This is a genomic window from Pseudomonas sp. WMBT8 (assembly GCF_050916005.1).
Classification (GTDB): domain Bacteria; phylum Pseudomonadota; class Gammaproteobacteria; order Pseudomonadales; family Pseudomonadaceae; genus Aquipseudomonas.
This window is the reverse complement of the sequence record NZ_CP188096.1, coordinates 5,356,442-5,378,725: the sequence shown is the minus strand read 5'-3', so window position 1 is coordinate 5,378,725 and position 22,284 is coordinate 5,356,442. Positions and strand designations below refer to the sequence as shown.

The window sequence follows — 22,284 nt, the reverse complement described above, 5'->3', positions numbered from 1 at the left end:
GTGCCGGCATCACTCCTTGGGTGGGCTGAGCAGGAAGTTACCTTTCATCAGGTCAGGATCGTCCGACTCCAGGGTCTGAACCTGGGCCTCATCCTTGAGGTTGACTCCCGACAACTGCCGCCGACAGGCCTCGCGCATCAAGTACAGCAGGCGATGCGCGGCCATCCCGTAACTCAGGCCCTCCAGGCGCACATTGGAAATACAGTTGCGGTAGGCATCGGTCAGGCCAACCTTGGGGTTGTAGGTGAAATACAGCCCCAGGCTGTCCGGTGAACTGAGCCCCGGCCGTTCGCCGATCAGGATCACCACCATTTTGGCCCCAAGCAACTGGCCGATCTCATCGGCGACCGCCACCCGGCCTTGTTCCACCAGGATCACCGGCGACAATGACCAGCCTTCGGCGTGGGTCTGTTCTTCCATGCGTGTCAGAAACGGCGCGGTATGTTTGTGCACCGCCAGCGCCGATAAACCATCGGCCACCACCACCGCCAGGTCCACCCCGCCCGGGTTGGCCAGGGCGTAGTCGCGCAGTATCTGTGCCGACTCATCGCTCAGGCGCCGCCCCAGGTCCGGGCGTTGCAGGTAGCTGTGGCGGTCGGGCGCGGCGCTGTGCAGCAACAGGCTGTCGCGGCCGCGCTCGGCCATTTGGTTGCTCAGGCCGGCATGGTCAAACGGTAGGTGTACCGCGTCGCGGGCCTGGGCGTGGGCGAACTGGAAGTCCAGTTGCGCGCCCGTGGGAATGCTAGTGCCGGTACGGCCCAGGGCGATCCGCGCCGGGGTCAGGCGCCGCAGTTCCAGCCATGGATTATCGCTTTCAGGTGTGTCGATTTGCACTGGAGGCTCCTTCATCCCAATTGCGCCAAGGCGTGGCGGAAGGCCGGTGGCAGATTGTTGCCAAACCGCACCTTGCCATCGGCTTGGGTGAAGATGCCCATTTTCGCCAGCCACTGTTCAAATTCCGGCGCGGGCTTTAAGCCCAGGGTTTGCCTGGCATAGAGCGCGTCGTGGAAGGAAGTGGTCTGGTAATTGAGCATGATGTCGTCGGAGCCCGGGATGCCCATGATGAAGTTGATCCCGGCTACGCCCAGCAGGGTCAGCAGGGTGTCCATATCGTCCTGGTCGGCTTCGGCATGGTTGGTGTAGCAGATGTCGCAGCCCATGGGCACGCCCAGCAGCTTGCCGCAGAAATGGTCCTCGAGGCCGGCGCGGATGATCTGCTTGCCGTTGTACAGGTACTCGGGGCCGATAAAACCGACCACGGTGTTGACCAAAAACGGCTTGAAGTGTCGCGCTACCGCATAGGCACGGGTTTCGCAGGTTTGTTGGTCAATCCCAAAGTGGGCGTTGGCCGACAGAGCGCTGCCCTGGCCGGTCTCGAAATACATCAGGTTTTGCCCCAGGGTCCCGCGATTCAGGCTCAAGCCCGCGTCGTAGCCCTCCTGCAGCACACTCAGGCTGATCCCGAAACTGGCGTTGGCCGCCTCGGTGCCGGCAATCGACTGGAACACCAGGTCCAGCGGCACGCCACGGTTGATGGCTTCGATGGAGGTGGTGACGTGGGTCAGCACACAGGCCTGGGTCGGGATTTCGTAGCGCTGGATGATCGCATCGAGCATTTCCAGCATGGCGCAGATCGAGGCGATGCTGTCGGTGGCCGGGTTGATGCCGATCATGGCGTCGCCGTTGCCGTACAGCAGGCCGTCGAGGATGCTCGCGGCGATGCCCGCCGGCTCATCGGTCGGGTGATTGGGTTGCAGGCGCGTCGACAATCGCCCGCGCAGGCCCAGGGTGCCGCGAAACTGGGTGACGACGCGGATCTTCTGCGCCACCAGCACCAGGTCCTGCACGCGCATGATCTTCGACACGGCGGCGGCCATTTCCGGGGTCAGCCCTGGCGCCAGGGCGCGCAGGCTGTGTTCGTCGGCCGCGTCGCTGAGCAGCCAGTCCCGCAGGCCGCCGACGGTCAGGTGGCTGACCACGGCAAAGGCCTGCTGGTCGTGGGTGTCGATGATCAGGCGGGTGACTTCATCGCTTTCGTACGGGATCAGCGCCTCCTCAAGGAAGTGCTTCAACGGGATATTGGCCAGGGCCATCTGCGCCGCCACCCGTTCGCCGTCGTTCTGCGCGGCGACGCCGGCCAGAAAGTCCCCGGAGCGGGCGGGACTGGCCTTGGCCATCACGTCCTTGAGGCTATCGAAACGGTAGGTCAATGCACCGACCGAGTGGGAAAAACTTGCCATACAGACTCTCCATGACGGCGCGGGCGTTGGCCCGCGCCGTGGTTTACGGCGTTTAGTGCAAGGCGGCCTCTGCGGCCTGGATCGCCGCGAATTCCTCTTCCGGCGTGCCTGCTACCAAGTGATGCCGACTGTAGAAAGCAAAGTAAGCAATTAATACTCCATAGATGATCGCGGCGCCAATCACCACGCGCGGATCCACCAGGAAGCCCGCCACTACAGCGATGCAGGCCAGTACCAACGCCAGGCCCGAGGTGAAGATGCCGCCCGGTGTGCGGTATGGCCGCTCCATTTTGGGGCGACGGATGCGCAGGGTGATATGCGCGGCCATCATCAACACGTAGGAAATGGTTGCGCCAAATACCGCCACCAGGATCAGCAGGTCGCCCTGGCCGGTCAGCGACAGGCCAAAACCGATAATCCCGGGAATGACCAGGGCCAGCACCGGCGCCTTGCTTTTATTGGTTTGCGACAGTTTGCGCGGCAGGTAGCCCGCGCGGGACAGGGCGAAAATCTGCCGGGAGTAGGCGTAGATGATCGAGAAGAAGCTCGCGATCAGCCCGGCCAGGCCCACCAGGTTGACGAAGCTGCCCATCCAGGTCGAGCCGCCATAGGCCAGGGCCAGGGATTCCACCAGCGGGTTGCCGGACTTGACCAATGCCAGGGTGCCGGCACCGCCCGGAGCGATCACCAGGATCAGCAGGGCGAAACTGGTGAGCACCACAATCGCGCCGATCAGGCCACGGGGCAGGTCGCGCTTGGGGTTCTTGGTTTCTTCGGCGGCCAGGGGCACGCCTTCGACGGCGAGGAAAAACCAGATCGCATAAGGGATCGCGGCCCACACGCCCACATAGCCGAACGGCAGGAAACTGCTGGCGCCCTTGGCCTCGGTCACGGGAATGTCCAGCAGGTTGGCGACGTTGAAGTGCGGCACCATCGATACCAGGAACACGCCCAGGGCAATGGCGGCGACGGCGGTGATCACGAACATCAGCTTCAGCGCTTCACCGACGCCAAAGATATGGATGCCGATAAAGATGATGTAGAACGCCAGGTAGATCATCCAGCCGCCAATGCCGAACAGCGACTCGCAATAGGCGCCGATAAACACCGCGATCGCGGCGGGGGCGATGGCGTATTCGATCAGGATCGCCGTGCCGGTAAGGAACCCGCCCCAAGGGCCGAAGGCGCTGCGGGCAAAACCATAGCCGCCGCCCGCCGTAGGAATCATGGAGGACAGTTCGGCCAGGGAGAAACACATGCACAAGTACATGGTGGCCATCAGCAATGTGGCGAGAAACATCCCGCCCCAGCCGCCCTGGGCGAGGCCGAAGTTCCAACCGGCGTAGTCGCCGGAAATCACATAGGCCACGCCGAGGCCGACCAGGAGCACCCAGCCGGCGGCGCCTTTTTTCAATTCTCGTTGCTGGAAGTATTCGGAGCCGACTTTTTCGAAGTCGACGGAGGATCCTGTCGGTTCGCTAGGCATGGGGAAGTACCTTTCATTGTTATTGTTTTAGCTCGACATCTTTGTGCCGGATGAGGAAGCAAGCACTTGGCGACGTTCATTGTAGGAGCTGGCTTGCCAGCGATGGGGCCGGTCAAGTCAGCATCTTTGCTGAATGTGGAATTGCTATCGCTGGCAAGCCAGCTCCTACAGTTGGTTGCATTTCAAATGTAGGAGCGGCGTACCATTTAGAGGCTTAGAAGAAGCCCAGTGGGTTGATGTCGTAGCTCACCAGCAGGTTCTTGGTCTGCTGATAGTGATCCAACATCATCTTGTGCGTCTCACGGCCCACACCGGATTTCTTGTAGCCACCAAACGCCGCATGCGCGGGGTACAGGTGATAGCAGTTGGTCCACACACGCCCGGCCTTGATCGCCCGGCCCATGCGGTACGCGCGGTTGATGTCGCGGGTCCACAAGCCGGCACCCAGGCCAAACTCGGTGTCGTTGGCAATCGCCAGGGCTTCGGCTTCATCCTTGAAGGTGGTGATGCTTACCACCGGGCCAAAGATTTCTTCCTGGAACACGCGCATCTTGTTGGTGCCCTTGAGCAGGGTCGGTTGGATGTAATAGCCGGTTGCCAGGTCGCCGGTCAGTTTCTCCACTTTGCCGCCGGTCAGCAGCTCGGCGCCTTCGCCTTTGGCGATTTCCAGGTACGACAGGATCTTGTCGAACTGCTGCTCGGACGCCTGGGCGCCCACCATGGTGTCGGTGTCCAGCGGGTCGCCACGTTTGATCGACTCGACCTTCTTCATCACCACTTTCATGAAGTCGTCGTAGATCGACTCTTCCACCAGCGCGCGGGATGGGCAGGTGCACACTTCGCCCTGGTTGAAGAACGCCAGCACCAGGCCTTCGGCGGCCTTTTCGATAAATTGCGGTTCGGCTTTCATGATGTCGGCGAAGAAGATGTTCGGCGACTTGCCGCCCAGCTCAACGGTGGACGGAATAATGTTCTCGGCCGCGCAATGCATGATGTGCGAGCCCACCGGGGTGGAGCCGGTGAAGGCGATCTTGGCGATACGCTTGCTGGTCGCCAGGGCTTCGCCTGCCTCCTTGCCGAAACCGTGTACCACGTTCAGTACGCCTGGTGGCAGCAGGTCGCCGATCACTTCCATCAGCACGTTGATACCCAGCGGGGTCTGCTCGGCAGGCTTGAGTACCACGCAGTTACCGGCGGCCAGGGCCGGCGCGAGTTTCCAGGCGGCCATCAGCAGCGGGAAGTTCCACGGGATGATCTGCCCGACCACGCCCAGGGGTTCGTGGAAGTGATAGGCGGCGGTGTGTTCATTGATCTCGGCGCTGCTGCCTTCCTGGGCGCGGATGCAGCCGGCGAAGTAACGGAAGTGGTCAGCCGCCAGGGGGATATCGGCGTTGAGGGTTTCGCGCACTGCCTTGCCGTTGTCCCAGGTTTCGGTGACGGCCAGCAGTTCGAGGTTCTGTTCGATGCGGTCGGCAATCTTGAGCAGCACCAGCGAGCGGTCCTGGGCCGAGGTCTTGCCCCAGGCGTCAGCGGCGGCGTGGGCGGCGTCCAGTGCCTTGTCGATGTCCTTGGCTGTGGAGCGTGGGAATTCGGCGATGGGCTTGCCGTTAACCGGCGAAGTGTTGGTGAAGTAGTTGCCATCGACCGGGGCCACAAATTCGCCACCGATGTAGTTGCCGTACTTGGCCTTGAACGAAACGATAGCGCCTTCAGTACCGGGGTGTGCGTAACGCATGGTGGGTATCTCCTGACTTCTTATGTTTATTGGAGTGCAGCGTGGCTGCGCTTGATAAAACGTAGAGCAAAGGTCGGGCCAGTGCCTTGCAGGCCAGGTAAATCAAGGGTTCTGGGTTTGTTGCAAGGCGTTGTTGTGACAGGTCTGGTACAGCCTGTGTGACACTTTGTGCCATGCAAGGTACAGCCTGTGACCCATGGGTCGCCCCGGGATTGCAATGCGCCAAGGCCTGGAGGATGCTGGGTGCCCCGGTCCGCGGTGTGTCCCACGCAACAGGAGAACAATAAGAATATGCACAACGATCATTTCAGCCGCCATGCCCGGCAAGTCCTGACGGTCACCCGTGGGCAAGACCCGCTGCACGGTCCCGGCAGCGACCCCTCGATTGCCCGCTCCTGGCTGCGCTGCCTGGAGGATTACCACCTTGACCCGGCCCTGACCGTCGCTCCCACGGTGCTGGAGCATGATCGCCTGCTGGAAAGCCGCGAGCGCCTGCAACAGGTGCTGCATATCGCCGGCACTGAAATGAACAATTTGCATCAACAGCTTTCCGGCGCCGGGCACGCAGTGCTACTGACCGATGCGCGAGGGGTGATCCTCAATTGCGTCACCGCGCCCAGCGAACGCAAGGTGTTCGAGCATGCCGGCCTGTGGCTCGGCGCCGACTGGAGCGAGGCCTGCGAAGGCACCAACGGCATTGGCACCTGCCTGGTGGAGCGCCAGGCCCTGACCATTCATCGCGACGAACACTTTCGCGGGCGCCATACCGGGTTGACCTGCTCGGCCAGCCCGGTGTTCGACCCCCATGGCGACCTGCTGGCGGTGCTCGACGTGTCCTCGGCCCGCGAAGCGGTGTCGCGCCAGAGCCAGTTCCACACCATGGCGCTGGTCAATCTTTCGGCGAAGATGATCGAGAGCTGCTATTTCCTGCGCCACTTTGAAAACCACTGGCTGCTGCGTTTCCACCTGCAGGCCGAATCCGTGGGCCTGTTCAGCGAAGGGCTGTTGGCGTTCGACGGTGAAGGGCGGATCTGTGCGCTCAACCAAAGCGCGCAGAACCTGCTCGGCCAGCCACGCGGACGCCTGTTGGGCCTGCCGGTGGAGATGTTTTTCGACTGCACCCTGGATGACTTGCTTGGGCGCGCCAGTTCCAACGCCAGCGCCAGTTGGCCCTTGCGTACCCGTGATGGGCGCGGCCTGTTTGCGGTGCTGCGTGGCGAAGCCCGGCGCGCGCCCAGCCCGGTAGTAGCGCCGCCGCCCAAGGTCGAGCGGCCGCACTTGCCGGGCATCTGCCTGGGCGATGAGGCGCTGCAGAATGATTTTCGCAAGGCCCTGCGGGTTTTTGAGCGCGACGTGCCACTGCTGATCAATGGCGAAACCGGCTCCGGCAAGGAGGCCTTCGCCAAAGCTGTACACCACGCCAGCCAACGCGCCGACAAAGCCTTCGTGGCCCTGAACTGCGCGGCCATCCCGGAAAGCCTGATTGAGAGCGAGCTATTTGGCTACCGCGGCGGCAGCTTCACCGGCGCCCGCAAGGAAGGCATGCGCGGCAAGCTGCAACAGGCGGATGGTGGCACGCTGTTCCTCGACGAGATCGGCGACATGCCCCTGGCTTTGCAGACCCGGCTATTAAGGGTGCTGGAAGACCGGTTGGTGGTGCCCATTGGTGGCGAGCCGCAAGCGGTGAACGTGCGCATCATCAGCGCCACCCACCGGGACTTGCTGGCGCGGGTCGCCAACGGCACCTTCCGTGAAGACTTGTACTATCGCCTCAACGGCCTGGAAGTGGCGTTGCCGCCGCTGCGCGAACGCAGTGACAAGTCCCAGCTACTGGACTTTCTACTGGCGCAAGAAGCAGACGGACAGGCGATAGCACTGGCTGTCGAGGCTCGTCAGGCGCTGCTGGATTATTCCTGGCCGGGAAACGTGCGCCAACTGCGTACGGTGCTGCGCACACTGGCCGCCCTGTGTGACGGTGGGCGCATTGGGCTGGACGACTTGCCGGCGGTCATCCGCCAGGTTCCTTCTCAGGCACACATCACCGTACAACGGGGCAAGCAACCTTTGGAGGACGCCGAACGCTTGGCATTGCTGACCACGCTGGAGCAGCAGCGCTGGCATATGACCCTGGTCGCGGAGCAGTTGGGCGTTAGCCGCAATACGTTGTATCGCAAGCTACGCAAGCATGGCATCGCTCTGCGCTCAGCGGGCTGAATCGAGACGAGGGCAGCGCGAGCCCTCTTGCGCCTTTCTTGGCGCATTCACTCGCGCGTCGGCACCGTACGGGTTAAATCTGTAGTCAACCGGCTTTTAGATAAGTGTGTTTTAACTTGGCGGTGTGAGGTTTTTTGTTGGAAGTGAATGTGAAGTAATTATTTAATGCGGGCGTTCTGCTTTTTTAAGCTTGCAGCTATTGCCGCTAATGTGGAGTGTTGCGAGTTGTAATGACTGCTTTAATTTCCCTGCTTAGTGGAACTGAACGCTAGTTTATTCGTACTCAAGGTGAAAGGACGGTTCATTATTTTAGAGCGATTGGCTCTAGGCGTAGGCAAGTTTTGTTCAGGCGTCATGAACGTATTTTTACTATTGAGGTGATGATATGAATGTTACAGGTTTGCCTGTTTCGGTTCCGTTGCAAGTGAAAGATTTAATGCCTGGTATTTCCAATCAACAGGCGTCAGCCAGTACCCAAGGTGCTCCGAATTTAAATGAAGTAGCGGATGAGTTACAGGCCCAGGGCTCCAGCGCGGCCAATAGCACGGGTGAGCATTCGGGTGATGGTTCTGTGCGTGTTAAAAGAGGGTTTAAAGTCCGTAGTTTTCCCAGGGGAATGACCTCGGTCAGTCTTAATTCGCCAAAAATCCCAACTATTGGGCTAGAAGGTAAGTTTGTACCTACATCAAGTTTGGGCCCCCGTGTGCCTGTCGGCCCTCGCAACAGCAAGGCAATCAGTGACTTCAGGGAGATTGCGTTCAAGACGCAGCACCCCGGCTCATCGCTCTCTGGGCCGGCAAAGCCCGTGGTCGCACAACCCAAGACATTTGGTGATGTGGCAGCCAACCTGATTGCGGCAGATCGCCTAGTCAAGGCGGGTGTGTTTAAGACCGATACTTCCCTGAAGACTGTTACCCGTGATGCTTTTGTGAATGCTTCTATAAATGGGCTTGTCAGCACGCCGTTGAGTGTTGGCACTTACGCGGGGTCTGTCTGGAGTGGTGAAAGTATCAAGGGCAGTTTTACCGCTTCTACCCCATTACTACCTCCTGCTCACCTGCCAGCCCCGAGTAAACTCCCTAATGGCGTGGCGGCAGCAGGTAGTACTGGGTCGCAAGACGCCTCAATGGTGAGTTTGCGCCTGGAAAACGCCGAGATAAAATATTTGTATGCGGCTAATACGATCCAGACGTTAGCTGAAGGTGGCGAAGCCGCGGCTCTTGGGAAAAGTCCGAACTGGCCAACCGAGACCGATGCTCGCCTTGACACTCTCGAGAAACTGTACGGTGCAGCAGAGAAAAACCTGGAGGCGGTCGCCACGCAAAACGATTTTGTTTTCAGGCCCTACAAAGCAGAAGCGACGCCCGGGACCCAAGATGCTGCTGGACGATTAGACGCGCTTGATAAAAGGAATGAGGCGATCAATAAAGGGATTGGCAGGTTAGTGGCCATTCGAGAGTTGGAGACGCAGCGCAAAGAATGAGGGTTTTTAAGTAAGGCTTTCTTGTTTTCGATTCGTTAGTTTGAGTGTGATTGTATATTTCCTTGAGTCGCTTTCCAGGCCCCGGTGTTGTAGGGAAGTCCCGAACTCCGGGCCTGATTTCAGCTTATAAACACCCAATGGCGGTGGGTCCCGGCTAGCCACGATCAATGACTGAAAAGATCGCACGTCAATCGCTAAAAGAGTGCGATTTTTCCCACCCTACGCTAACCTGCCTCGATGTTTTACGAGGTCGACTATGCACATTCATATTCTCGGTATTTGCGGCACCTTCATGGGTTCGATGGCGGTCCTGGCCAAAGAGCTGGGTCATCATGTCACCGGCTCCGATGCCAACGTCTATCCGCCCATGAGCACGCAATTGCAGGCCCAGGGCATCGAGCTGACCCAAGGTTACGACCCGGCGCAGTTTGATCCGGTGCCGGACCTGGTAGTTATCGGCAACGCGATGTCCCGTGGCAACCCCGCCGTGGAATACGTGCTGAACCAAGGCCTGCCTTATGTTTCCGGACCGCAGTGGCTGGCTGACCATGTGCTGCAAGGCCGTTGGGTGTTGGCGGTGGCCGGTACCCATGGCAAGACCACCACCAGCAGCATGCTGGCCTGGGTGCTGGAACACGCGGGCATGAGCCCCGGCTTCCTGATTGGCGGCGTACCGCAGAACTTCTCGGTGTCGGCGCGCCTGGGCGATACCCCGTTTTTTGTTATTGAAGCCGATGAATACGACAGTGCGTTCTTCGACAAACGCTCCAAATTCGTTCACTACCGCCCGCGCACGGCGATCCTGAACAACCTGGAGTTCGATCATGCGGATATCTTCCCCGATCTGCCGGCCATCGAGCGGCAATTCCACCACCTGGTGCGCACCATTCCCAGCGAAGGCCTGGTGATTCATCCCACCACTGAGCCGGCCCTGCAGCGCGTGATCGAGATGGGCTGCTGGACCCCGGTGCAAACCACCGGCGCGGGCGGGCAATGGCAGGTCAAGCTGTTGAGCGAGGATGGCTCCAAATTCGAAGTACTGTTTGAGGGCGAGGCCCAGGGCATTGTCGATTGGGACATGACCGGCCAGCACAACGTTGCCAACGCCTTGGTGACTCTGGCGGCAGCCCGGCATGTCGGCGTGGTGCCGCCCATGGGCATTGCCGCGCTGAGCGCGTTCAAGAGCGTCAAGCGGCGTATGGAAAAGGTCGCTGAAGTGAATGGGATTACCATCTACGACGACTTTGCCCACCACCCCACGGCGATTGCCACCACCCTCGACGGCCTGCGCAAGCGTGTCGGCGATGCGCCGGTGATCGCGATTATCGAGCCACGCTCCAATTCCATGAAACTGGGCGCGCACCGTGATGGCCTGCCGGAAAGCGTCAACGATGCCGACCAGGTGGTGTGGTACGCGCCGGCCAACCTGGGTTGGGATCTGGCAGCCGTGGCCAGGCTTTGCACCGTGCCCTCGATTGTCAGCGACTCCCTGGAAGGCATCATCGAACGGGTCAAGAGCCAGGCCAAGCCCGGTACCCACGTGGTGATCATGAGCAACGGCGGCTTTGGCGGCCTGCACGGCAAACTCGCCGAGGCGCTGCGATGAACGGGCCGGAGCGCATCACCCTGGCGATGACCGGCGCGTCCGGGGCACCTTATGGGTTGCGCTTGCTCGATTGCCTGGTGCGCGAAGACCGCGAAGTGCATTTCCTGATTTCCAAGGCGGCGCAATTGGTGATGGCCACCGAGACTGATGTCTCGCTGCCGCCCAAGGTGCAGATGATGCAAGCCTTCCTCACTGAATACACCGGTGCGGCGGCGGGGCAGATCAAGGTCTATGGCAAGGAAGACTGGATGTCACCGGTCGCATCCGGTTCCGGTGCGCCAGCGGCGATGGTAGTGGTGCCGTGTTCCACGGGCACCTTGTCGGCGATTGCCACCGGGGCGTGCAACAACCTGATCGAGCGCGCGGCGGATGTGACCTTGAAGGAGCGCCGCCAGTTGATCCTGGTGCCGCGCGAGGCGCCGTATTCGAGCATTCATCTGGAGCACATGCTCAAGCTGTCGAACATGGGCGTGACCATCTTGCCGGCGTCGCCAGGCTTTTATCACCAGCCGCAGACCATCGATGACCTGGTGGATTTTGTGGTGGCGCGGATTCTCAACCTGCTGAACATCCCTCAGGACATGCTGCCGCGCTGGGGCGAGCATCATTTGAGCAGCGATGAATAAAACCCTGCTGATCGTGCTGGCGCTGCACCTGACGGGCTGCGCCACCGCACGCACCCTGGATGCGGCGAAACCCGGTGCGCCGGTGGTGTATGCGGGCACGCGCCTGGATCTCTATGCGATGCAGGGTGGTTGCTGTGCGATGGATCGCTTTGGTGCCGAAGCGCCGAGCTATCCGGGCCTCGACCTGCCGGCCAGCGCGCTGCTCGACACGCTGCTGTTGCCGCTGTCGGCGTTGACGGTATTGGGGGTTGGGTTTAATGCGACGGGTGGGTTGTAGCCTGTAGCGGTGGATGTTGTGTGGGCGGGCCCCATCGCAGGCAAGCCAGCTCCTACAGGTGATCGGTGAATACATTCATGTGGGAGCCGGGCTTGCCCGCGATGAGGCCCGCCCGGTCAGCGCAGATTCACTTGCCGAGCTTACGCAACTCATCCGACTCGACAATCCGCACCCCATCCTGCTCTTCCAGCGCCAGGCGCCACATGGCCCGGGCCAGTTCACACACTTCGATGCCGCGATACTTGCCGGGAATCAGCCGCGACAACGGCCCCGCAAGTTTCTCCGCCAGGCGTGTCTCCAGGCGTTCGCCCAGTAGCAGCGAAGGCCTCACGATGGTCAGTTGTGGCCAGCCCTGGGCCTGCAGGGCCTGCTCCATCTCGCCCTTGACCCGGTTATAGAACACCGAGGATTTTGGGTCGGCGCCTATGGCGCTGATTACGATCAGGTGCCGTGCGCCCATGTCCCGGGCGCGCTTGCCGAATGCCACGACCAGATCCAGGTCAACCGCGCGAAAGGCCTGTTCGGAGCCAGCCTGCTTGAGGGTGGTGCCCAGGCAGCAGAAGGCCAGGTCGACCCGGCCGCTCAGTTGTGGCAGCAATACGCTGGGGTCGCCGACCGGGTTTTCCAGGTGCGGGTGTTCTGCCAGCGGGCGGCGGCTGGGCGCCAGTACGCGGGTGACGGTGGGCTCGTTGAGCAGGCGGTCCAGCAGATGTTCCCCGGTCAAGCCCGAGGCTCCGGCAAGCAATATATGCTGAGGCGTCAAGTACATGGTGTTTCCCCCCTTGATACAGTTTCAGCTTAGTTGCTCTTTGCTTCCTTGCTATTGATAGAGACGCTTTCCAGCGCCTTTCGTGCCTGCTGTTTACGCAATAATTGCCAACGCGCGATCACGCCCTTGGGCGCCCAGATCTGTGGTTCGGAGGCTTCGAAGTTGTCAGCCATTTCGCGCTCGGTCACATGCCGTTGCGCCAGCTTGAAGGCGTGCTGCAAGTCGTCGGTCTGGGTCAGGGCCTGGGCAAACAAGGCGTCGCCGAAGTAGGTGAAATTGGCCTCTTCGGAGCAACCGAACGACACGCGATCGGCGCGGGAGGCGGTCATGATCAGGGTGTGCTCATCCTTGAGCGCCGGGATGAAACCACCGGAGTAACACGCGGAAATCACGATGACCTTGTCGCGGTTTTTCAGTGGTGCCATCACCGCAGCCAGTTCGTCGCTTGGCAGGTCGGCCAGCTCCATGCGGGGTTGGTCGAGCACCAGTTGGTGTTCATGGGTGCCGTGGCTGGTCAGGTAGATAAACACCAGGTCTTCGGGGCCGGTGCGCTCGGCCAGGGTCTGCACGGCGCGGCGCAGGCTTTCGCGGGTCGCCATCGGGCGGTCGGCGATATGGTCGCGGTGGTTGACCAGGCGGATCTGCCCGCGCGCGCCAAAGCGGCTGGCCAGCAGGTTGCTGACATAATCTGCCTCACGCAGGAATACGCTTTGCTTGCCGTCACCGGCCACCACCAGGCTGTAGAGCTCGACGGCCGGGGTGGACGCTGGCACGGCCGCGAGGGCGTCGTCAAGCAAATGGCCCTGGGCCAGGACTCCGACTTCCAGGGCATCGGGCAACAGCTTGCCGTCGGCATCGCGCACGCGCAGGCCGTTGGCCCAGGTCCCGGCCTGCACCGTGCCATCGGTGAGCACCAGGGTGCCCTGGCCGTGATAGCTGTCGTTGTCGAAACCGCCGATATAGAAGCTGCCATCACTGAGGTTCAAGCGCCCTTGACCGGTAAAGCGCCAGTCACTGAAGTGCCCGATGTAATGGCTGCCATCCACGCCGGTCAGTTCGCCTTTGCCACTCAGGGCGCCTTCGCGGAATTCGCCGGTCCACACGTCGCCGTCGGCGTTTTCGTAGCGGCCCTTGCCGTTGAGCTGGTTCTGTTTGAAGTGGCCGATGTACATGTCGCCTTCGGCGCTGTTGAAGGTGCCGTTGCCTTCCAGCTGGCCGTCGACGAAGCGCCCGCTGAACTGGTTGCCGCTGTCGTCGTTGCGCTGGCCTTCGCCGTTGGGTTTGCCGTGGGCGAACAGGCCCTGGTATTGGCTGCCGTCTGCCAGCTCCAGGCGGCCGAGGCCGGAATACTGGTCGTCCTTGAATTCGCCGCGATAGGTCATCTGCCCCTCTTTGAGGGTGCCTTCGCCGTTGCGCCGGCCTTGCTTGAAACCGCCGACGTAGGTGTTGGCCGCTGTGGTCAAGGTGCCTTGGCCATCGAACAGGCCTTGCTGGAACTGGCCTTTATAGACCTCGCCATTGCTGCCATGCCATTCGCCCTGGCCGTGCCACTGGCCCTTGTCGAATTGCCCGGCGTACCAACTGCCATTGGGGTAATCCACCCGGCCCTGGCCTTGCAGCAGCCCATCGACCACATCTCCGCGATAACGCCCGCCGTCCGGCAGCCGGGCATCGGGCGGCAACAGGGATTCGCCGTCGCCGCAAGCGGTGAGCAACAAGGCGAGAGCAAGGGGGACGATTGGGCGCATAGCGGGATCCGGATAATTGAGCGCCGAGTATGCCGCAGCGGGCGAAGCTATACCTAGTGGTCTATGTGTGAATTAGGACTTGTCGGCGATGGCGCGCCTGCTGGCGCTATCGCCGGCAAGCCGGCTCCTACGGGTGTATCAGACGAAGCACAGTGACAACGACTCGGCGATGTAGGCCGGTTTTTCCTGGCCGTCGATTTCCAGGGTGCAGGTGGCCTTGAGCAGCCACTGGCCGGGCTTTTTCTCGGTGGCGTCGGTGAGGGTCACCGCCAGGCGCACCTTGGAGTTGACCTTGACCGGCTGGATAAAACGCACGCTGTCCAGGCCGTAGTTGACCGCCATCTTCAAGCCCTCGGGCATGATCAGGATGTCTTCGATCAATTTGGGGATCAGCGACAGCGACAGGAAACCATGGGCGATGGTGCTGCCGAACGGGGTCTGGGCGGCTTTTACCGGGTCGACGTGGATGAACTGAAAATCGCCGGTCGCCTCCGCGAACAGGTTGATACGCTCCTGGTCGATGGTGAGCCATGCGGAACGTCCCAGTTCCTTGCCGACATAATCATTGAGCTGCGCTACAGGTACGAAGGGCATTGCGACTCTCCTTGGTTCATCGATCTCTCCCTGGCGGCGCGGGCACGCATGTACCGGCAGGGGTGTTGTTGTTTTAGGTAGATTGCAGAGAACCAATGTAGATCATCATGGGCAAATGGCCCGGTCAACCCACCATGCTTTTGGCGAATGCCAGTTCATAGGGGCGGCATGCTTATAATGCCCGGGGGCTTTTGGGGAGAAGGCGGATGTTGTTACGCGGTCTTACATGGTTGGTGTTGTTTCAATTGCTCGGCACGGCGATCAATCACTTGTTCCTGCCGGTCTTGCCGGGGCCGATTGTCGGCTTGCTGTTGCTGCTGGCGTACCTGGTGTGGCGCGGCGAGGTCGGTGAACCGCTGAGCCTCGCGGCCGGCAGCCTGTTGCGTTACCTGCCATTGCTGCTGGTGCCGCCGGCGGTGGGGGTGATGGTGTATGCCAAGGACATTGCTGCCGACTTCTGGGCCATCGTCGGTGCGCTGGTGTTGTCGCTGGTGATCGCCATGGCGTTTGTCGGCGTGCTCATGCAAAAACTGGTCAAGCGCCAGGCACAGCGGGAGGAGGGGCAATGACCTTCGATTGGCAGGGTGCGTGGGCGGCGGTCATCCACCATCCGTTATTTGGCATCGGCATCACCCTGGGCGCCTATCAACTGGTGCTGGCGGGGTTCGAGAAAACCCGCTGGATTTTCCTGCAACCGGTGCTGGTCTCGATGTTGCTGGTGATCGGCGTGCTGCTGGGGTGTGGCCTGACCTATGTCGAGTACCGCAAAAGCACCGAAATCATGAGCATCCTGCTGGGCCCGGCCACCGTGGCGCTGGCGGTGCCGCTTTATCTGAACCTGCGACGGATTCGCCAGTTGTTCTGGCCGATTTTTACTACGCTGGTGGTGGGGGGCGTGTTTGCCACTGGCCTGTGTGTATGGCTGGGTTGGTGGTTTGGTGCCGAACACATGGTGCTGATGACCATGGCGCCCAAGTCGGTGACCTCGCCGATCGCCATGCTGGTGGCCGAGCAGATCGGCGGCGTCGCGGCACTGGCGGCGGTGTTCGTGCTGATCACCGGGGTGATCGGTGCGATGATCGGCCCGGCCTTTTTGTCGCGCCTGGGGGTGCATAGCCCGGAGGCACGGGGCATGGCCCTGGGCATGACCGCCCACGCGGTCGGCACTTCGGTGGCGTTGCAGGAGAGCGAGGAGTGCGGTGCCTTTGCGGCATTGGCGATGAGTCTGATGGGCGTGGCCACGGCGGTGTTCCTGCCATTGGCCGTGTCTTTAGTGATCTAAGTCGGGTTTAAGGAACGCTTTATGAGTCTGGCACTGTTCCCTCTCAATACCGTGCTGTTCCCGGGCTGCACCCTCGACCTGCAGCTGTTCGAGGCGCGCTACCTGGATATGATCAGCCGCTGCATGAAAAAGGACGAAGGCTTTGGCGTGGTGTGCATCCTCGATGGCCAGGAAGTCGGCCTGGCCCCGGACGGCTATGCGGTGATTGGCTGCGAAGCCCTGATTCGTGATTTCAAGCAGCAGGACAACGGCTTGCTGGGGATTCGGGTCGAGGGTGGGCGCAGGTTTCGCGTGCGCGAGGCCCAGGTGCAGCGCGATCAGTTGTTGGTGGCCGATGTCGAGTGGCTGCAAGAGCAGCCCGAACGAGCGCTGGACGAAGAAGATGCCGATCTGTTGGCCCTGCTTGAGGCCCTGGCGCAACACCCGATGGTCGCTTCGCTGGACATGGGCGCCGATGCGCAAGGCCAACAGGAGTTGAGCCACCGCCTGGCCTACCTGTTGCCGTTTACCGATCCCGACAAGATCGAACTGCTGCAACTCGACGACCCCCAGCAGCGCCTGGACGCCATTCAATTGCTGCTGGACGAGTTGCAGGGCGAGCTGTTCCCGTGAGCCTGGCAGGCTCGGATTTATCCGCGCCAGCTTGGGATTTTTCAGCGGTGCCGCGTGCCCATCGCCTGAAATAGTGGAGCCTCAGCCACCACTATCAGGGAATGAACATGATTCGATTGTCGCCATCGGAGCAATTGGTCTGGGACGCTTTTTTCGTCAGTGTGACCGCACAAGTGATTCAGCAGGCAGGCGAGCGTGGCCCGGAGTACATTGCCGAGCGCGCTGCGCAAATTGTCGATGAAATGTTGCTGGAGCGCCGGGAGCGCTGCGCCGAGCGGCGTTACGCTCCCGTGGATTGGATGAGCCCGGCGTAGCTCAATAAGCGTAGCGCAGCAAGGCGTGGGAGGTGCCCGTCAGGGCAAAGAACCCCAGGACCGCCACGCACCCCGGCACGATCAACCACCACACCTTTGGCGCCATGGCCGGTAGCAGGCTGTGGCGCTGGCTAAAGGTCAGGCTGAAGGCGCAGACCGTCATGGCCAGCAAGGTGCCGGCGAGAATATCGCTCGGCCAGTGGGCCCCCAGGTACACCCGCGACAGGGCAATGGCAGCGGCCGGAATGGCGCCCAGCAGCAGCCAGGCCAGGCGCATGCGGGTCGGTTGGCCGCGACCGGCCAGCACTGCCAACGCGAGGAAGAACGCAAACGAGCCGGAGGCGTGGCCGCTGGGCATGCTGAAGCTGGTCAGCGGGTCGACGAGGATTTCTGGCCGGCCGCGGGCAAAGAACAGCTTGCTCCCGGTATTGATCAGTGCGGCCCCGAGCAGGGTGGCACCGACGAAAATCCCCTGGCGCCATTGGCGTGCCAGCAACAGCAGGCCGGTCAGCACCGCGCTGGCGACGAACATCTTCTTGAACTCACCCAACTGGGTGATCATCACCATGGCCCGGTCCATGGCCGGGCTGCGGTGTTCCTGGACCAGGGCCATCAAGCCTTGGTCAAAATGGTTCAGGTACGGGTAGCCGATAAACATCGCGATCAACAACGCCAGGCTGGCGCAGCCCATCCACAGCGTGGCCCGGCGGTGGCCGCGCAGGGTGCTGTTGAGGGCGATGCCGAACAATACGGCCAGGCAGGCGGCGACCACCCCGGCTTCGGGCCAGAACCCTTCGGGCAGCGGCAACCGAAACGCCGCACCGGCGGCCCAGCCAGGCAGCAGATAGGCTATTGACCAACCGGTGGCGGCCAGCACGCTGACGGCGGCAAAGCGCGGGAAGGGCATGTCGCACATCCCGGCGACCATGGGCAGCATCGGCCGCAATGGCCCAATGAAACGTCCTACCAGCAAGCTGACGATGCCGTACTTCTGAAAGTAAGCCTCGGCCCCGTCCATCCACTCGGGATGATGGCGCAGGCCAGGCAGGCGCCGGATATTCTGGTGGAAATGCCGGCCCAGGTAGTAGGAAATCCCGTCGCCCAAGAGCCCACCAAGCAGGCCCAGCAGCAGGGTTTCACCCAGGGACAGCGCGCCGCTGCCGGCCAGTGCGGCAATGGCGAACAGCAACACCGTGCCTGGCACGATAATCCCGGCGATGGCCAGGCATTCCACAAAGGCGACGATAAACACCGCCGCGGCCAGCCATTGCGGGTTAAGGGTCAGCCAGCCAGTAATGCCATCGAGCCATGGGCCCATACAATCTTCTCCATCAGTGGTGATGTCCCTCTGTAGGAGCGAGCTTGTGTGGGAGCGGGCTTGCTCGCGATGCAGGCGACTCGGTATGACTGACAGACCGAGGTGATGCTATCGCGAGCAAGCCCGCTCCCACATAAGCCCATTCCTGCAGGGCATATTTCAAATCAAAACGTAATCGCGGCCTTCGACCTGACCGCGTCGCAACGGGTTCCGTGTGCAATAGGGCGCGAAGCCAGCATCGACGAAGCGATACATCAAGTGTTCATCCCGCCCACCGGGAATGCCCAGGCGGGTGGTCTGGATAATTTGCGTGGGCGCCACGCCCACATCCTCGACGTACAGCTGCTCCTGGTCGAAGCGCTTGGCGTCCCACATCGGCACCTTCAAATCCAGGGCCTTGCACAGCAGGGTTTGTCCGGCGCAGAGCTTGTGGGCCGGGCGCGGGCGGCCGTTGGCGTCGGGGTTGTTGAGGAGCATTTGCGCCAGGCTGGCAGGTCCCGAAACGTCATCTACCCAGGGGTAAGCCGACTTGATCAGCACAGCGTTGCCCGGCCCCTGCGCGCTGAAGTTCAGGGAGTCGCCGCCGCGGGCGTAGTACATATAGATGTGGCCGCCATCCAGAAACAAAGCCTTACGCTTTTCTGTGTAGCCTAAGGACGCATGACTGCCTTTTTCGGCCAGGTAATAGGCTTCGGTTTCAATAACTCGCGCCGAAAGCCACAAATCGCCGACCCGATGGCGGATGACTTTGCCCAGCAAATCTTTCGCGAGCGTTTGTGCATCGCGGTCGAAAAAGCCATCAGGCAGGGGGTTGGCGGGGATCTTGGGGGGGGAATTGGACATGACGATGGACGGTTGCACAGGCCAAATGTGACAGGATGATATCAACTTCAGCCTTAATCACCGCTGAACGTCGAGTTTTTACAGTTCATTTCGACCATCCGCCCCTCACCGCTGTCCGTAGGACGGCGCGACAGCTATAATCTGCCGCTTTCCTCTTTGCCAAGACCCCACCAGACCATGACTGAGTCCGTTCTTGACTACATGACCCGCCTGGGTCGCGCTGCCCGTCAGGCCTCGCGGTTGATCGCCCGTGCGAGCACCGCGCAGAAGAACCGTGCCCTGCTGGCCGCCGCCGACGCTCTGGATGCCGCGCGCTCCGAGCTGACCGCCGCCAACGAGCTGGACCTGGCCAACGGCCGGGCCAATGGTCTGGAGCCGGCATTGCTGGATCGCCTGGCGCTGACGCCGGCACGTATCGACGACATGATCGAAGGCCTGCGCCAGGTAGCCAAGCTGCCTGACCCCATCGGTGAAATCCGCGATATGCGCTACCTGCCCTCAGGTATCCAGGTCGGCAAGATGCGCGTGCCCCTGGGCGTGATCGGCATCATCTATGAGTCGCGTCCCAACGTGACCATCGACGCCGCGAGCCTGTGCCTGAAGTCCGGCAACGCCACCATCCTGCGTGGCGGCTCCGAGGCCATCCATTCCAACCGCGCCATCGCCGCCTGCATCCAGCAAGGCCTGGCCGTGGCCGAGTTGCCGGCTGAAGTGGTGCAAGTGGTGGAAACCACCGACCGCGCCGCAGTCGGGGCGCTGATCACCATGCCGGAATATGTCGACGTGATCGTGCCGCGCGGCGGCAAGAGCCTGATCGAACGTGTCAGCCGTGATGCCAAGGTGCCAGTTATCAAGCACCTGGATGGCGTCTGCCATGTATTTATCGATGTGGCGGCCGATCTCGACAAGGCGATCCGCATTGCCGATAACGCCAAGACCCACCGCTACGCGCCGTGCAACACCATGGAAACCCTGTTGGTCCACGCCGGCATTGCCGAGCGCGTGTTGCCGCCGCTGGCTGCAATCTACCGTGACAAGGGTGTGGAACTGCGGGGTTGCGAGCGTACCCGGGCATTGCTGGGCAGCGACGTGATCGAAGCCACCGAGCAGGACTGGTACACCGAATACACGGCTCCGATCCTGTCGATTCGTATCGTCGATGACCTGGACCAGGCCATCGAGCACATCAATACCTACGGCTCCAAGCATACCGACGCCATTGTTTCCGAGCATTTCAGCGATGCCCGGCGTTTTCTCACCGAAGTGGACTCCGCTTCGGTAATGATCAACGCCTCGACGCGTTTTGCCGACGGCTTCGAGTACGGCCTGGGGGCGGAGATCGGGATTTCCACTGATAAGCTGCATGCCCGTGGCCCGGTTGGCCTGGAAGGCCTGACGAGTGAGAAGTACGTGGTCTTTGGCGACGGTCATGTGCGCACTTGATGGGTAAACGCATCGGGCTGCTCGGCGGTACCTTCGACCCCGTGCACATCGGCCATCTGCGCAGTGCCCTGGAAGTGGCGGATACCCTCGGGCTGCAAGAGCTGCGGCTGATCCCCAATGCCCGGCCGCCGCACCGGGACACACCGCAGGTCAGCGCGCAGGAGCGCCTGGCGATGGTGCAGTGCGCGGTGGCCGGGATTGCCCCGCTGGTGGTGGACGACCGCGAGCTCAAGCGCGATAAACCGTCCTACACTATCGACACCCTGGAACAGACGCGGGCCGAGTTGGCCGCCGATGACCAGTTGTTTCTGCTTTTGGGCTGGGACGCATTTTGCGCACTGCCCACTTGGCATCGCTGGGAAGAGTTGCTCCAGCATTGCCACATCCTGGTTTTGCAACGCCCGGATGCCGACAGCGAACCGCCGGATGCCTTGCGCAACCTGCTGGCAGCGCGGTCGGTAAGTGACCCACAGGCCCTGACCGGGCCGAGCGGGAATATTGCATTCGTCTGGCAGACCCCGCTTGCGGTGTCCGCCACCCAGATCCGTCAACTGCTGGCCAGCGGTAAGTCGGTACGTTTCCTGGTGCCTGACGCGGTCCTGGCCTACATCGATGCGCACGGGCTTTACCGTGCGTCGAACTGAAAAGGCGCGCTTGAAGGCACGAATAGTCGTGTATTGAAGCGCCCGAACTAATGAGCAAAACGAGTTTTATATGACGAACAAAGACGTAAGCAAAGTTAAGCGCAAAGGCACGTTCAAGAGCGCACCGTTGCCGGTAGAAGCCCTGCTGGTCCCAGCTCCAGAAGGCGAAGCGCTGGTAGCGCTGGCTGTAGCCGCCCTGGAAGACGTGAAGGCCCAGGACATCCAGGTCCTGGACGTGCGCGACAAGCAAAGCATCACCGACTTCATGATCATCGCCACCGGTACCTCCAACCGCCAGATCGGCGCGATGCTGGACAAGGTGCGCGAAGCCGTCAAAGCCCAGGGCGTCAAGCCACTGGGTGAAGAAGGCAAGGGCGATAGCGACTGGGTGCTGGCTGACCTGGACACCGTGATCGTCCACATGATGACCAGCAACGCTCGCCAGTTCTACGACCTGGAGCGCCTGTGGAAAGGCGCCGAGCAGAGCCGTGCCGCCGATGGCAAGCACCACAGCCCTGAAGTCGGTCACGCGCACTTCGACAAGCTCAACAAAGACCAGGAATAAGGAACGGCTGTGCGCCTGCGTCTGATTGCTGTCGGTTCACGCATGCCCAAGTGGGTGGAAGAAGGCTGGCATGAATATGCCAAGCGTCTGCCATCCGAATTGGCGCTGGAGCTGGTGGAAATACCCCTCAACACCCGGGGCAAGAACGCCGATGTGGCGCGCTTTATCCGTCAGGAAGGCGAGGCGATGCTGGCCAAGGTCGGTGCCAACGAGCGCATCGTCACCCTTGAGGTGCACGGCAAACCCTGGAGCACCGAGCAGTTGGCGGTGGAACTGGATCGCTGGCGCCTGGATTCGCGCACGGTCAACTTCATGGTCGGCGGCCCCGAGGGGCTGGCGCCGGAAGTCTGCGCGCGGGCCGATCAGCGCTGGTCGCTGTCGCCCCTGACGTTGCCCCATCCGCTGGTGCGGATTCTGATTGGTGAACAGCTGTATCGCGCCTGGACAGTCCTGTCCGGGCACCCTTACCACAAATAGTCTGCGCC

General features: G+C 61.5%; 22 protein-coding genes. 13 read left to right on the top strand and 9 right to left on the bottom strand.

Annotated features, from left to right (window positions below; genetic code table 11):
* Window positions 1-9: 9 nt before the first annotated feature.
* The 4 genes from eutC to exaC all read right to left on the bottom strand — a co-directional run bounded on the left by eutC (window position 10) and on the right by exaC (window position 5,461).
* The gene (gene eutC / locus ACO77H_RS24485; protein WP_169951271.1) at window positions 10-849 is read right to left on the bottom strand and encodes an ethanolamine ammonia-lyase subunit EutC; all 840 of its coding nucleotides are present in this window, start codon (window positions 847-849) and stop codon (window positions 10-12) included.
* A complete protein-coding gene (locus ACO77H_RS24480; RefSeq protein ID WP_169951269.1) occupies window positions 846-2,240 on the bottom strand; it encodes an ethanolamine ammonia-lyase subunit EutB in 1,395 nt (464 codons plus the stop codon). Before ACO77H_RS24480 ends, eutC begins: the two co-directional genes overlap by 4 nt.
* A 52-nt stretch (window positions 2,241-2,292) precedes the next feature.
* The gene (gene eat, locus ACO77H_RS24475; RefSeq protein ID WP_169951267.1) at window positions 2,293-3,726 is read right to left on the bottom strand and encodes an ethanolamine permease; all 1,434 of its coding nucleotides are present in this window, start codon (window positions 3,724-3,726) and stop codon (window positions 2,293-2,295) included.
* Between the two features lie 214 nt (window positions 3,727-3,940).
* Window positions 3,941-5,461, bottom strand: a complete 1,521-nt coding sequence (gene exaC / locus ACO77H_RS24470; protein WP_169951264.1) for an acetaldehyde dehydrogenase ExaC — start codon at window positions 5,459-5,461, stop codon at window positions 3,941-3,943.
* Window positions 5,462-5,752: 291 nt separating this feature from the next.
* Between exaC and ACO77H_RS24465 the strand changes: the two genes are divergently transcribed.
* From ACO77H_RS24465 to ACO77H_RS24445, 5 genes are all read left to right on the top strand, one after another.
* Window positions 5,753-7,675: a sigma-54-dependent Fis family transcriptional regulator gene (locus ACO77H_RS24465; RefSeq protein ID WP_432754670.1), complete on the top strand. Its 1,923-nt coding sequence runs from the start codon at window positions 5,753-5,755 to the stop codon at window positions 7,673-7,675.
* Between the two features lie 385 nt (window positions 7,676-8,060).
* Window positions 8,061-9,158 (top strand): hypothetical protein, encoded by a 1,098-nt coding sequence (locus ACO77H_RS24460; protein ID WP_432754669.1) that lies wholly within the window; start codon window positions 8,061-8,063, stop codon window positions 9,156-9,158.
* A 256-nt stretch (window positions 9,159-9,414) separates the two neighbouring features.
* Window positions 9,415-10,764, top strand: coding sequence for a UDP-N-acetylmuramate:L-alanyl-gamma-D-glutamyl-meso-diaminopimelate ligase (gene mpl / locus ACO77H_RS24455; protein ID WP_432754668.1), 1,350 nt, complete (start codon window positions 9,415-9,417; stop codon window positions 10,762-10,764).
* Complete coding sequence (gene ubiX / locus ACO77H_RS24450) at window positions 10,761-11,390, top strand: flavin prenyltransferase UbiX (RefSeq protein WP_169951254.1); 630 nt, start codon at window positions 10,761-10,763, stop codon at window positions 11,388-11,390. The genes mpl and ubiX overlap by 4 nt, the downstream gene beginning before the upstream one ends.
* A complete protein-coding gene (locus ACO77H_RS24445) occupies window positions 11,383-11,667 on the top strand; it encodes a YceK/YidQ family lipoprotein (protein WP_169951252.1) in 285 nt (94 codons plus the stop codon). Before ubiX ends, ACO77H_RS24445 begins: the two co-directional genes overlap by 8 nt.
* A gap of 127 nt (window positions 11,668-11,794) precedes the next feature.
* On the opposite strand, the gene ACO77H_RS24440 is transcribed toward ACO77H_RS24445, so the two are convergent.
* From ACO77H_RS24440 to ACO77H_RS24430, 3 genes are all read right to left on the bottom strand, one after another.
* A complete protein-coding gene (locus ACO77H_RS24440) occupies window positions 11,795-12,436 on the bottom strand; it encodes an oxidoreductase (RefSeq protein ID WP_170041668.1) in 642 nt (213 codons plus the stop codon).
* 29 nt (window positions 12,437-12,465) lie between these two features.
* Window positions 12,466-14,184: a C13 family peptidase gene (locus ACO77H_RS24435; RefSeq protein WP_169951246.1), complete on the bottom strand. Its 1,719-nt coding sequence runs from the start codon at window positions 14,182-14,184 to the stop codon at window positions 12,466-12,468.
* 138 nt (window positions 14,185-14,322) lie between these two features.
* Window positions 14,323-14,778 carry a MaoC family dehydratase gene (locus ACO77H_RS24430; RefSeq protein WP_169951243.1) on the bottom strand — a complete coding sequence of 152 codons (456 nt, stop codon included), beginning with the start codon at window positions 14,776-14,778 and terminating at the stop codon, window positions 14,323-14,325.
* A 206-nt stretch (window positions 14,779-14,984) separates the two neighbouring features.
* Here ACO77H_RS24430 and ACO77H_RS24425 point away from each other — a divergent pair, with 206 nt between their 5' ends.
* The 4 genes from ACO77H_RS24425 (at window position 14,985) to ACO77H_RS24410 (ending at window position 16,986) form a co-directional block, all read left to right on the top strand.
* Window positions 14,985-15,347, top strand: a complete 363-nt coding sequence (locus tag ACO77H_RS24425) for a CidA/LrgA family protein (protein WP_057438999.1) — start codon at window positions 14,985-14,987, stop codon at window positions 15,345-15,347.
* Window positions 15,344-16,060: an LrgB family protein gene (locus tag ACO77H_RS24420; protein ID WP_076964939.1), complete on the top strand. Its 717-nt coding sequence runs from the start codon at window positions 15,344-15,346 to the stop codon at window positions 16,058-16,060. The genes ACO77H_RS24425 and ACO77H_RS24420 overlap by 4 nt, the downstream gene beginning before the upstream one ends.
* Before the next feature lie 21 nt (window positions 16,061-16,081).
* Complete coding sequence (locus ACO77H_RS24415) at window positions 16,082-16,672, top strand: LON peptidase substrate-binding domain-containing protein (protein ID WP_170041669.1); 591 nt, start codon at window positions 16,082-16,084, stop codon at window positions 16,670-16,672.
* Window positions 16,673-16,779: 107 nt separating this feature from the next.
* Window positions 16,780-16,986 (top strand): hypothetical protein, encoded by a 207-nt coding sequence (locus ACO77H_RS24410; protein ID WP_169951231.1) that lies wholly within the window; start codon window positions 16,780-16,782, stop codon window positions 16,984-16,986.
* A gap of 1 nt (window position 16,987) precedes the next feature.
* On the opposite strand, the gene ACO77H_RS24405 is transcribed toward ACO77H_RS24410, so the two are convergent.
* Both ACO77H_RS24405 and ACO77H_RS24400 read right to left on the bottom strand, forming a co-directional pair.
* On the bottom strand, window positions 16,988-18,304 hold the full coding sequence (locus ACO77H_RS24405) for a bifunctional DedA family/phosphatase PAP2 family protein (protein WP_432754667.1): 1,317 nt from the start codon (window positions 18,302-18,304) through the stop codon (window positions 16,988-16,990).
* A gap of 159 nt (window positions 18,305-18,463) precedes the next feature.
* Window positions 18,464-19,147: a DNA-3-methyladenine glycosylase gene (locus tag ACO77H_RS24400; protein WP_432754666.1), complete on the bottom strand. Its 684-nt coding sequence runs from the start codon at window positions 19,145-19,147 to the stop codon at window positions 18,464-18,466.
* 177 nt (window positions 19,148-19,324) lie between these two features.
* On the opposite strand from ACO77H_RS24400, the gene ACO77H_RS24395 reads away from it, so the two are divergent.
* From ACO77H_RS24395 to rlmH, 4 genes are all read left to right on the top strand, one after another.
* A complete protein-coding gene (locus tag ACO77H_RS24395) occupies window positions 19,325-20,590 on the top strand; it encodes a glutamate-5-semialdehyde dehydrogenase (RefSeq protein WP_169951224.1) in 1,266 nt (421 codons plus the stop codon).
* Window positions 20,590-21,234 (top strand): nicotinate-nucleotide adenylyltransferase, encoded by a 645-nt coding sequence (gene nadD / locus ACO77H_RS24390; protein ID WP_169866005.1) that lies wholly within the window; start codon window positions 20,590-20,592, stop codon window positions 21,232-21,234. The genes ACO77H_RS24395 and nadD overlap by 1 nt, the downstream gene beginning before the upstream one ends.
* Window positions 21,235-21,304: 70 nt before the next feature.
* Window positions 21,305-21,799 carry a ribosome silencing factor gene (gene rsfS / locus ACO77H_RS24385; protein ID WP_032861691.1) on the top strand — a complete coding sequence of 165 codons (495 nt, stop codon included), beginning with the start codon at window positions 21,305-21,307 and terminating at the stop codon, window positions 21,797-21,799.
* 9 nt (window positions 21,800-21,808) lie between these two features.
* The gene (gene rlmH, locus ACO77H_RS24380) at window positions 21,809-22,276 is read left to right on the top strand and encodes a 23S rRNA (pseudouridine(1915)-N(3))-methyltransferase RlmH (RefSeq protein WP_029292262.1); all 468 of its coding nucleotides are present in this window, start codon (window positions 21,809-21,811) and stop codon (window positions 22,274-22,276) included.
* The last annotated feature ends 8 nt before the right edge of the window (window positions 22,277-22,284 follow it).

Coding starts and splice junctions, on each gene's coding strand:
- eutC (WP_169951271.1), bottom strand. CDS start 849: ATGAAGGAGCCTCCAGTGCAAATCGACACACCTGAAAGCGATAATCCA.
- ACO77H_RS24480 (WP_169951269.1), bottom strand. CDS start 2,240: ATGGCAAGTTTTTCCCACTCGGTCGGTGCATTGACCTACCGTTTCGAT.
- eat (WP_169951267.1), bottom strand. CDS start 3,726: ATGCCTAGCGAACCGACAGGATCCTCCGTCGACTTCGAAAAAGTCGGC.
- exaC (WP_169951264.1), bottom strand. CDS start 5,461: ATGCGTTACGCACACCCCGGTACTGAAGGCGCTATCGTTTCGTTCAAG.
- ACO77H_RS24465 (WP_432754670.1), top strand. CDS start 5,753: ATGCACAACGATCATTTCAGCCGCCATGCCCGGCAAGTCCTGACGGTC.
- ACO77H_RS24460 (WP_432754669.1), top strand. CDS start 8,061: ATGAATGTTACAGGTTTGCCTGTTTCGGTTCCGTTGCAAGTGAAAGAT.
- mpl (WP_432754668.1), top strand. CDS start 9,415: ATGCACATTCATATTCTCGGTATTTGCGGCACCTTCATGGGTTCGATG.
- ubiX (WP_169951254.1), top strand. CDS start 10,761: ATGAACGGGCCGGAGCGCATCACCCTGGCGATGACCGGCGCGTCCGGG.
- ACO77H_RS24445 (WP_169951252.1), top strand. CDS start 11,383: ATGAATAAAACCCTGCTGATCGTGCTGGCGCTGCACCTGACGGGCTGC.
- ACO77H_RS24440 (WP_170041668.1), bottom strand. CDS start 12,436: ATGTACTTGACGCCTCAGCATATATTGCTTGCCGGAGCCTCGGGCTTG.
- ACO77H_RS24435 (WP_169951246.1), bottom strand. CDS start 14,184: ATGCGCCCAATCGTCCCCCTTGCTCTCGCCTTGTTGCTCACCGCTTGC.
- ACO77H_RS24430 (WP_169951243.1), bottom strand. CDS start 14,778: ATGCCCTTCGTACCTGTAGCGCAGCTCAATGATTATGTCGGCAAGGAA.
- ACO77H_RS24425 (WP_057438999.1), top strand. CDS start 14,985: ATGTTGTTACGCGGTCTTACATGGTTGGTGTTGTTTCAATTGCTCGGC.
- ACO77H_RS24420 (WP_076964939.1), top strand. CDS start 15,344: ATGACCTTCGATTGGCAGGGTGCGTGGGCGGCGGTCATCCACCATCCG.
- ACO77H_RS24415 (WP_170041669.1), top strand. CDS start 16,082: ATGAGTCTGGCACTGTTCCCTCTCAATACCGTGCTGTTCCCGGGCTGC.
- ACO77H_RS24410 (WP_169951231.1), top strand. CDS start 16,780: ATGATTCGATTGTCGCCATCGGAGCAATTGGTCTGGGACGCTTTTTTC.
- ACO77H_RS24405 (WP_432754667.1), bottom strand. CDS start 18,304: ATGGGCCCATGGCTCGATGGCATTACTGGCTGGCTGACCCTTAACCCG.
- ACO77H_RS24400 (WP_432754666.1), bottom strand. CDS start 19,147: ATGTCCAATTCCCCCCCCAAGATCCCCGCCAACCCCCTGCCTGATGGC.
- ACO77H_RS24395 (WP_169951224.1), top strand. CDS start 19,325: ATGACTGAGTCCGTTCTTGACTACATGACCCGCCTGGGTCGCGCTGCC.
- nadD (WP_169866005.1), top strand. CDS start 20,590: ATGGGTAAACGCATCGGGCTGCTCGGCGGTACCTTCGACCCCGTGCAC.
- rsfS (WP_032861691.1), top strand. CDS start 21,305: ATGACGAACAAAGACGTAAGCAAAGTTAAGCGCAAAGGCACGTTCAAG.